The sequence below is a fragment of the Arthrobacter sp. TB 26 genome, from assembly GCF_000427315.1.
Lineage (GTDB): Bacteria > Actinomycetota > Actinomycetes > Actinomycetales > Micrococcaceae > Arthrobacter.
In genome coordinates this window covers 1-9265 of sequence record NZ_AUPJ01000185.1, presented here as the reverse complement: position 1 = coordinate 9265, position 9265 = coordinate 1, and the positions used below count along the sequence as shown (strand labels likewise).

The following is a 9265-nucleotide window of genomic DNA, read 5'->3' as shown; positions in this document are numbered from 1 at the left end:
CCGCCATTGCCACGCCCGCCTTTAAGTGCCAATGTCGAACCATGACGGAGAACTCGGCAGCCACTGAAGACACGTTCAGCCCGGACGTATCCACCACCCGGAATGATGAGCTGCACCGCTACGAGCTCCACGTTGGCGGAAAGCTGGCCGTCCAGATCCGCTTTATTGACGAGCCCGGCCATGTTGACTTCATCCACACTGATACGGCGGAGCCGTTCCAGGGCCAGGGGCTCGGCAAGGTGCTGGCCCACTTCGCTTTGGACGACGTCGTAGCGTCCGGCAAGCGGATCATCCCGAACTGCCCCTTTATGTACCGGTACCTGCGGAAGCACGACTCCTACACCCAGTACATCGACTGGCCGGAGCAGCCACCGGCCGGAGCCTGAAACCCTGGCCGGCTGCGGGCCGGACAGCCGCGCAAGCTTGTGACAGGGGCAACAACCTCGTAAGGTTTTAGCAGAGTTATGCAGTTGGCTCTTGGACGTGTCCCTTTGGAGAACCCCGTGAACCATAAACTGCGTGTGCTTGTCCGTGTGGATGTCGATCCCGGACACGTGACCCTCGAAGTCACCGGCTGCCTTACCCAACCAGACTTTCCCTCCCTGATGCACATCATGCGGCGGGCGGGCCGCCTCGGTGCAGGAACGGATGTGATCATCGACCTTCACGGTGCCTCCCACCTGGACCCGGAGATCCTCCTGCAGCTCAGGTCCATCGCCGATGCCAGCGTGGCTCCCGGCGTGCCGGGAACCGGGGCCGGCGCGGAGCCGTTCCGCGTCACCCTGGCCGAACCCGCGGACCTGCCGATCTGCCTGCTGCACGTGGGCTCCGACGGCGAAGTCCTCGCCGGCCTCGAGGGGGAACTCGCGGCAGTCCCGGCGCTTGACCTTGCTGCCGAGACCCTTGCTGGCGCTTCCGCCGGCGTGTCACGCGTCGCAGCCTCCGGGGGGCCGCTGGATCCTGGGCTGGACGAGGCGTGCAGCCCGGTCCCTGCCAAGCTCAACACCATTAACGGCCTGGAGCTCTCCGAGTACTTCGAGGGAACCCTCGACCCTGCCGCGACCGTCCGGGCGCTGTCCGACGTGGCCCTGGACCAGCTGGCCGACGCCCTGTACCGGCACCTCGACACGGCCAGCCCGTCCTTCGGCGCGCACACCTGGTACGAGCTGGCCACCGAGGAGCTGCAGAAACGCCACCGTGGCGCCGCAGGCGGTCCCGCGGAAGGCGAACTGGCCGCGGGGCAGGCCCTGGCCTGAGGCCGGGCCCGCACGGGTAGGCTGTCGCCATGACCTCACGTGCCGCGACCCCGGCTGACACCACGGCTCTGATCACCGGTGCCACGGCCGGCATCGGGGCGGAATTCGCCCGCCAGCTCGCGGAACAGGGCCACAACGTGGTCCTCGTGGCCCGCGATGCCGCCCGGCTCCAGGCCCGGGCGGAGGAGCTGGAGAACCGGTACGGCGTCCGGGCCGAGGTCCTCTCCGCCGATCTCGCGGACGACGCCGGCGTGGCAGCCGTCGTCGCGCGCCTCACCGATCCGGCGCGGCCGGTGGAAATCCTCGTCAACAACGCCGGGATCGGCCTGCTGGGTTCCTTCGCGGAGAACGACATCGCGGAGGAGACCCGGCATCTGAAGCTGCATGTGGAGACCGCCATGCAGCTGACCCACGCTGCTCTGCAGGGCATGCTCGGCCGGCACTCGGGCAGGATCATCAACGTTGCCAGCGTGGCAGCGTTCCTGCCCCGAGGAAGCTACTCGGCGGCGAAAGCGTGGCTTGTCAGCTTCTGCCGCTGGGCAAACCTCGCCTACTCCAAGGAGGGCGTGAACGTGACGGCGGTCTGCCCTGGGTTCACCCACACCGAGTTCCACGACCGGATGGGCATGGACAAGACGGTAACCCCGCGCTGGATGTGGCTGCAGGCCGAGCGGGTGGTGCGTGAAGGCCTCGCTGACAACGCCAGGGGCAGGGCCGTTTCCATCCCGACCAAGCGCTACAAGGTGCTGACCGCGGCCGCCCGGGTACTGCCGGACAGGCTCGTGTCCGGGCCCCCGCGCCGCGCCAAATAGCCGCTCAGCCCTCGCCGGCCGAACACTGGCGCCGGCGGATCAGGACCACAACAAGGATGCCCAGCCCGGCTCCCGCCAGAGTCTCGACGGCGCGCTCGGTCACCAGAACCTGGGGGTCGGCAGGGGCGGCGAGCTGGGTCATCAGCAGAATCACGGGAGTGAAGGACACCATGGCCAGCCCGTAGTGCCTGGTCATGAACAGCTCCGTGGTGAACTGCAGGACAATCACCAGGAGGGCCAGGACGGCTGCCTCGTGGCCGGGGAACGCCCGGAGGGGCGAGAAGGCCCAGGGGAACAGCACCACGGCAACCAGCACGAGGCCCAGCAGGGTGCCAACAATCCGGTGCAGGCCGCGGTGCACACTGCTTGGCATATCCGCTCCCGCCAGGGGGACCGCAGCGGCGGCCATGGCCCAGTGCGGGTGCCCGCTTCCGCTGAGCACCCCGACGGAGCCGGCCGCCCCGACGGCGGCAAGGTAGCGGGCGGCATGGATCCAGGCGGCCCGGCGCCTCGCCCCGAGCATCGCCGGGACAGCGCGTACGGCTCCGCGTTGCCAGGCCCGGCCCCGCACCCAGCCGCCAAACCCCACCGCCATGGAAAAGACGGCGGACAGGGCGCCGATCAGGACCGCCGTGTGCCAGGGCACCGATGTGGGGACGGAGGCGCAGGCGCCCAGGGCCAGGATTCCGAAGAACGGGCCGTTGGGCTTCAGGGCGACCTTGTCCGCGAAAAGGGAGCCCGCTGCCGCCAGCAGCGTTTCGGTGACGACGAGCACCCAGGAATGGAGCTGGTTCACTGAAAGGAAGACGCCGGCGGCCAGCCCGCCCACCAGCAGGAAGGCCGCCTGGCCTTGGTGCTTGAGGCGCAGCTGATGCGGTTCGTTCCGGCCGTACATGCCGGTCAGGGCGCCGAAAACCGCGTAGATCATCAGGTCCGGGCGGCCCGCAGCCAGGAGCAGGACGGATGGCACGGCCACGCTAACGGCCACGCGAACAGCCGAGACGTGGTCTTTGTTGGCCGGAGCCAGGCTGTGGAGGGTGCGCAGATGCGCGCCGAGGGACTGCACGGATGCCTCCAATTCCAGGGTGGGGCCGGACGCGCCTAAGGCCTGCCGTGTGTGTTCGACCCAAGGGGCAGACACACAAAGCAGGCCTCAACGGGCGGGACTTTGCTACAGAATCCGGGTTAGCCGGCCGGGCTCAGGATGAACCCGACCGGGCTGCCAGAGGGCAAGCTTAGGCGTCAGCAGGAACCTTTTCGGTGTTCCGGGGCGCCGTCGGATCAGCAACCGAACCTGCCGGCGCTGCGGCGTACGGCATGTCCATTTCCACCAGGTCGATCAGCGGGTTCTCGTCCTGGTTGGCAACAAGCTCCTTGGCCTCGGCCTGGGTGTCCACGCTGGGCATGGAACCCGGCAGGGGGCGCTGGGCCGATTCCTTAAGGAAGTAGATCGCGATGGCACCGATCGCCGAGGTGGCCATCAGGTAGTAGGCCGGCATCATGTCATCGCCGGTGGCGCCGATGAGGGCGGCGACGATGAACGGCGTGGTGCCGCCAAAGATGGCCACGGAGAAGTTGTACGCGATGCCCATGGCGCCGTAACGGCTCGCCGTCGGGAACTGCGCCGGCAATGCCGAGGCCAGGTTCGCCACGTAGAACGTGACCGGGAACGCGATCATGCCGAGGCCCAGAAGGGTGGACCAGATTTCTCCGACACCGATCAGCATAAACGCCGGGGCCGCCAGGACCACGGTGCTGAGCGCACCGATCCACAGCACGGGGCGGCGTCCGATCCGGTCAGACAACTTGCCGGTCAGCGGAATGCAGAGGCTCATGATGACCAGCACGGGGATGGTCAGCAGGGTGCCGTGGACCGGGTCGTAGCCCTTGGACTCCGTGAGGTACGTCGGCATATAGGACGTCAGGGCGTAACCGGCGGTATTCGCCGCTGCCACCAGGATCATGGCCACGATGAGTGAACGCCAGTAGGCCTTCACGATGCCCACCGGGCTCTTCGAAGCTGAGGCGCCCGAGGACGCGGCGTCCTTGGAAAGGTGCTCCTGGGCATCCAGGGTGGCCTGGAACTGCGGGGATTCCTCGATCTTGCTCCGGAAGTAGACCGCGATCAGGCCCAGCGGACCGGCAAGCAGGAACGGGATCCTCCAGCCCCACTCCTCCATGGCGGCCTGACCAAGGGTCAGCTGCAGCACGGAGACGAGAGCGGCGCCGAGGGCGAAGCCGAGGTAGCTGCCCATGTCCAGGAAGCTGGCGAAGAAGCCGCGGCGCTTGTCCGGGGAGTATTCGCTGACGAAGGTGGTGGCACCGGCGTATTCGCCGCCGGTGGAGAAGCCCTGGACCACCTTGAGCAGCACCAGCAGGGCAGCAGCCCACATTCCGATCTGGGCATAGCCGGGCAGGAGGCCGATGGCGAAGGTGCTCGCGGCCATCAGCATCAGGGTGGTGGCAAGGACCTTCTGGCGGCCGATCTTGTCGCCGAGCCAGCCGAAGATGACCCCGCCGAGGGGGCGGGCAATAAAGGTGGCGGCGAATGTTCCCAGCAGGAACAGGGTCTGGACCGATTTGTCCGCCTCGGGCAGGAAGACCGGCCCCATGGTGGTGATCAGGTAGCCGAACACGCCGACGTCGTACCACTCCATGGTGTTACCCACGATGGTGCCGCCGAGTGCTTTCTTGAGCATCGGCTTATTGACGACGTTGACGTCGGACTCCCTGAGTCGACGCCGCGTCCGCAGCTTTGGTTTCTTCGCACCCTTGGGTGCAACTTGGTTGGTTCCGCTGGCGTTCATGACGCCTGCTGAAGAGTCGGTCGTGCTTCGGTCTTTGGGCATTTGGGCCGCTCCTATGGAGGTCATTTGCTTGCGACTTGTAGCTGCCCCGCTCTGGGCAGGCTTTCAATTTTACGCGATTTCTATGGTGTTTCCGAGTTTGGTGCCGTATCATCCGGCATTTCGCCCCTGATCGGGGGCCGGATGGCAGCTTTCTTTTCGGCTGTTTCACCGCGCCAATGCTGGGAATTGCCGGTCTTCACCTCCGACTGCGCAAACTTTTTCCGCGCAGGGCGGCCGGGAGCCGGTTTTCCGGCCTGAATCATGCCTTTGGGCCGGGGCCGGTCCACCCTGCCCGGGCCCCGGTTGCGCCGGGCGAAAGCCGGGCAGAGGGGGTACCCAAGGGATCCGGAAAGCGCCTAGGGTTGACCACAGCGCAGTGCTGACCACGAGCCACACAAGGAGAACAGTCCATGACTGGCAAAGAGACCAAGAAGAGCGGCAACAGCGGGGCCGAGGCGGACGACAAGTCCCAGGCCGAGCCGGAGCAGGGGACAGGCATCAAGTCCCGCCTGACCGACGCCCAAAAAGAAATGCTCGCGAGCAAGTCGCGGGGTGGCGCGGCCTCACAAAGTGTCGGCCACAGCCACAAGCCCACCCACGTCAGTGGCAAGCAGGGCCCGGCGGAGAAGAAAGTCCGCTGGTAGCGCTACAGACATCGCAAGCCGGCCGACCTACGATGGGTGGACACTTCAATTCACGGCACTAGGTGCACAGCGGAAAGGAAGAGCAATGGCAGATCATCACTCCGGAGACGAGATCGAGCCTGAGGTGGCCAGCCACTTGGCTGAGTCCATGGACGAGGCGCCTGGCCCCGAGCAGGTGCACCACCTTCCGCCGCCCGCCTCCGAGGGGCATTCGTGGCCGGATGGAAGCGGCAAGCACCGCCACCCGAAGGACCGCGATGAAGTTCGCGGCCTGCAGAACCAGCAGGTTGTAGAGGCCGCTGAGCACCGGACGAGCCGCCCGGACATCCCGCACCGCGACAAGTGACGGCGGTCCGGCCCAGTTTTGGGCCGGACCGGCTTTATTCAATCACCACGTCCTCCGGGCGCTTATCCAGCCGCCAGCCGCGCCAGACCGGGTGCCGGAGCTTGCCGCTGCCGGTCCATTCCCCATAGGTGACCTCCCCGACGAGCTTGGCACTCACCCAGTGTGCGTCCGAGGCGTCGGCGGCCGGCACGTCCCCGAACGGCGAGGTCTTGCGGGGGAGGGCATCCAGCTTCTGGCGGAGTTCCTTGAGTTCCCGGGTGCTGAATCCGCTGCCGACGCGACCGACATAGCGCAGCTTGGAACCGTCCGGGATCCCCAGCAAAAGTGAGCCGACGGACTGCCCGCGCTCGCCCTTGCCCGGCCGCCAGCCGCCGACCACCACTTCCTGGGTGCGTTCGAACTTGAGCTTGAGCCAGGACCTGCTGCGCTGCCCGACGTAGCGTCCGTCCGTGCGCTTGGCCATCACGCCCTCCAGCCCCAGCTCCTCGGCGCTTTCCAGGATGTGCCGGACATCGCCGTCGATCAGCTGGGAGAGGTCCACCGGGCCCCCGGCAGACGTGAAGAACGCCTCCAGCCGGGCCCGCCGCTGACGGAGCGCAAGACGGCGCAGGTCCGTGCCGTTCTCGGACAGGAGGTCGAAGAGCATCAGCCGCACCGGCGTCGACGCCTGCGCTTTCGCGACGTCGGAAGCCTTGGTGAGCTTCATCCGCCCCTGCAGCAGCCCGAAGTCGGGCCGCCCCGAGGGGCCGACGGCGATGATCTCGCCGTCGGCGACGAAATCGTGCCCTGGCCAGCCGGAGCGGTCCGTCAGTTCCGGATACGCCGCGGACATGTCGATGCCGTTGCGGCTGATCAGGCGGATCCTCGTCGCGTCGGCGACAATCAGGGCCCGCACGCCGTCCCACTTGAGTTCAAACTGCCACTCTTTGTCCGGCAAGTCGGCTGCGGTGCCGGAGCTGGCCAGCATCGGCGCAAAGTCGGCCGTATCCGGGGCGGAATGCCCCGGCTCCGCCGCCGGTGGCACATGCTCTTTCTTCGCGCCCAGCGGGTCCATCAGGTGGACGAGCCACTGGTCGCCTCCCCCGCCGGTGTGGATCAACGCGAACCTGCGGGAGCCGCCCAGTCCGCCGTCGTCCTGGCCTGTGAGGGTGGCAATGACTTCCTTGCCCGCGATCCATTTCTCGCACTCGTAGTAGCCGTGGTCCCAGATGCTGATGGTCCCGGCGCCGTACTGGCCCTTGGGAATGGTGCCTTCGAAGTCTGCGTAGTCCATCGGGTGGTCCTCGGTCTGGACCGCAAGGTGGTTCTTCGTCTTGCTGGTGGGCACCCCTTTGGGCAGCGCCCAGGACACCAGCACGCCGTCGCGCTCCAGCCGGAAGTCATAGTGCAGCCGGCTGGCGTGGTGTTCCTGAATGACGAACTTCTCCCGGAGGGTGCCGCCTTCGGTATCAGCGCGTCCTGTCCCGGCGCGGTGCTGCTCAGCCGTAAAGGGCTCCGGGGTGGAGGCCGCGTCCCGTTTGGCACGGTACTTTTCCAGCCGGGGGTCGGTGGCGCCGCCGTCGCCTGTTGTTTCGCTGTCGCCGTCCGGGCGGCCGTCAGGCTGGCCCCCGGGGCGCCTCCTGCCGGAGATGGCCGCGAAGGGGTCCTTGCCGGACTTCACCCGCTTCATGACCTCCTGGTAGTCCAGCTGGTGCAGGGAAGGCGAGCTGAGTTCGCGCCAGGTCCGGGGCGCCGCCACCGTGGGCCGGAGCCTCCCGCGCAGTGAGTAGGGCACGATGGTGGTCTTGGCGGCGCTGTTCTGGCTCCAGTCCACCAGGACCTTACCGGTGCGCAGCGTCTTCTTCATGTCACTGACGGCCAGCGCCGGGTGGTCGGCTTCCAGGGAGCGGGCCAGTTCATGGGCGAACTCGGAAATCTGCTCGGAGCTCTGCGTGCCGTAGAGGGCCGCGTAGAGGTGGATGCCTTTGCTGCCGCTGGTCACCGGTACGGGATCCAGTCCGACGTCCTGCAGGATGGTCCGGGCGAGCTTCGCGACCTCAACGCACTCGGCCAGCCCGGCCCCCTCGCCGGGATCCAGATCGAGCACCAGCCGGTCCGGCGGCAGTGCGTTGCCGTGCGAGTCGACGCGCCACTGCGGCACATGGATCTCCAGGGCCGCGATCTGCGCGAGCCAGGCCAGCGTGGCCGGGTCGTTGACCAGCGGGTACTGGATGGTCCGTTCCTTGTGGGTGATGGAGGCCCTCGGCACCCACCCCGGCGTCGAATGGTCGAGGTTCTTCTGGAAGAACATCTCGCCCGGGGCATCGGCCGTCCCGACGCCGTGCACCCAGCGCTTCCGGGTGGCCGGGCGGTTCGCGGCCGCGGGGATCAGCACTGGCGCCACCGCGGCGTAGTAGGCCAGGACATCGGCCTTGGTGGTGCCGGTCTCCGGATACATAACCTTGTCCAGGTTGGTGACCACCAGTTCGCGTCCGCCAACCCGGACCCGCTCCTTGCTGTTGGCCGGCACCCTTTCACCCAAGGGGCTTCACCTCCACGCGACTGTGCGGTTCACTTGATCCATGAGAGCCATCTGGAAAGGCGCGATAGCGTTCGGGCTGGTCAACGTGCCCGTCAAGGTCTACAGCGCAACCGAAGACCACGACATCAGCCTGCACCAGGTCCACAACGCCGACGGCGGACGGATCCGCTACCAGCGCCGCTGCGAGGTCTGCAGCAAGATCGTGGACTACGAGGACATCGACAAGGCCTACGAGGACGACGGCCGCACCGTGGTCCTCAGCCGCGAGGAGCTCAAATCCATCCCGGCAGAAAACAGCCATGAGATCGACGTCGTGCAGTTTGTGCCGGCCGGGCAACTCGACCCGATGATGTTCGAAAAGAGCTACTACCTTGAGCCGGACTCCAAATCGCCCAAGGCTTATGTCCTGCTGCGCCGGGCGCTCGAGGACACCGACCGGGTGGCCATCGTCCAGTTCGCCCTGCGGGACAAAACCCGTCTCGGGGCCTTGCGGATCCGCGGTGACGTGCTGGTGCTGCAGGCGTTGCTCTGGGCCGACGAGGTGCGCGAGGCGAGCTTCCCCTCGCTCGAAACCACCATCCGCATCTCCGCCCAGGAACGTGAAATGTCCGCCGCGCTGGTCGATTCGATGGCAGCGGACTTCGAGCCGGACCAGTTCACCGACGACTACCAGCTGCAGCTGCGCCAGCTCATCGAGGCGAAGCTGGAGAAAGGGGAGTCGCTGGACACCGAGGAGACCTTCGGCGTCCCGGCTGCCGAGTCCGGCACCGGCGAGGTGATCGACCTGATGGAGGCCCTCAAACGGAGCCTGGAGAAGAAGCGCGGGGGCGTGGCGGC

At 67.0% G+C, this 9265-nt stretch carries 9 protein-coding genes; 6 read left to right on the top strand and 3 right to left on the bottom strand.

Features of this window, described 5'->3' with window-relative positions:
- Nucleotides 1-41: 41 nt before the first annotated feature.
- The 3 genes from K789_RS0106415 (at nucleotide 42) to K789_RS0106405 (ending at nucleotide 2068) form a co-directional block, all read left to right on the top strand.
- Nucleotides 42-386 (top strand): GNAT family N-acetyltransferase, encoded by a 345-nt coding sequence (locus K789_RS0106415; RefSeq protein ID WP_024366039.1) that lies wholly within the window; start codon nucleotides 42-44, stop codon nucleotides 384-386.
- Nucleotides 387-503: 117 nt separating this feature from the next.
- Nucleotides 504-1256 (top strand): hypothetical protein, encoded by a 753-nt coding sequence (locus K789_RS23950; RefSeq protein WP_051180928.1) that lies wholly within the window; start codon nucleotides 504-506, stop codon nucleotides 1254-1256.
- Between the two features lie 29 nt (nucleotides 1257-1285).
- A complete protein-coding gene (locus K789_RS0106405) occupies nucleotides 1286-2068 on the top strand; it encodes an SDR family NAD(P)-dependent oxidoreductase (RefSeq protein ID WP_024366037.1) in 783 nt (260 codons plus the stop codon).
- A gap of 4 nt (nucleotides 2069-2072) precedes the next feature.
- On the opposite strand, the gene K789_RS0106400 is transcribed toward K789_RS0106405, so the two are convergent.
- Entirely contained in the window at nucleotides 2073-3134 is a 1062-nt protein-coding gene (locus tag K789_RS0106400) for an FUSC family protein (RefSeq protein WP_024366036.1), read from the bottom strand.
- 169 nt (nucleotides 3135-3303) lie between these two features.
- Complete coding sequence (locus K789_RS0106395; RefSeq protein ID WP_024366035.1) at nucleotides 3304-4917, bottom strand: MFS transporter; 1614 nt, start codon at nucleotides 4915-4917, stop codon at nucleotides 3304-3306.
- A 410-nt stretch (nucleotides 4918-5327) separates the two neighbouring features.
- Here K789_RS0106395 and K789_RS0106390 point away from each other — a divergent pair, with 410 nt between their 5' ends.
- Together K789_RS0106390 and K789_RS0106385 are read left to right on the top strand one after the other, a co-directional pair.
- A complete protein-coding gene (locus tag K789_RS0106390; RefSeq protein ID WP_024366034.1) occupies nucleotides 5328-5561 on the top strand; it encodes a hypothetical protein in 234 nt (77 codons plus the stop codon).
- 85 nt (nucleotides 5562-5646) lie between these two features.
- The gene (locus tag K789_RS0106385) at nucleotides 5647-5907 is read left to right on the top strand and encodes a hypothetical protein (RefSeq protein ID WP_024366033.1); all 261 of its coding nucleotides are present in this window, start codon (nucleotides 5647-5649) and stop codon (nucleotides 5905-5907) included.
- A 34-nt stretch (nucleotides 5908-5941) separates the two neighbouring features.
- Here the strand turns inward: K789_RS0106385 and K789_RS0106380 are convergent, their stop codons facing one another.
- The gene (locus tag K789_RS0106380) at nucleotides 5942-8428 is read right to left on the bottom strand and encodes an ATP-dependent DNA ligase (RefSeq protein WP_237739536.1); all 2487 of its coding nucleotides are present in this window, start codon (nucleotides 8426-8428) and stop codon (nucleotides 5942-5944) included.
- A 40-nt stretch (nucleotides 8429-8468) separates the two neighbouring features.
- Here K789_RS0106380 and K789_RS0106375 point away from each other — a divergent pair.
- A partial coding sequence (locus K789_RS0106375) for a Ku protein (protein WP_024366031.1) occupies nucleotides 8469-9265 on the top strand: 797 nt, incomplete at its 3' end.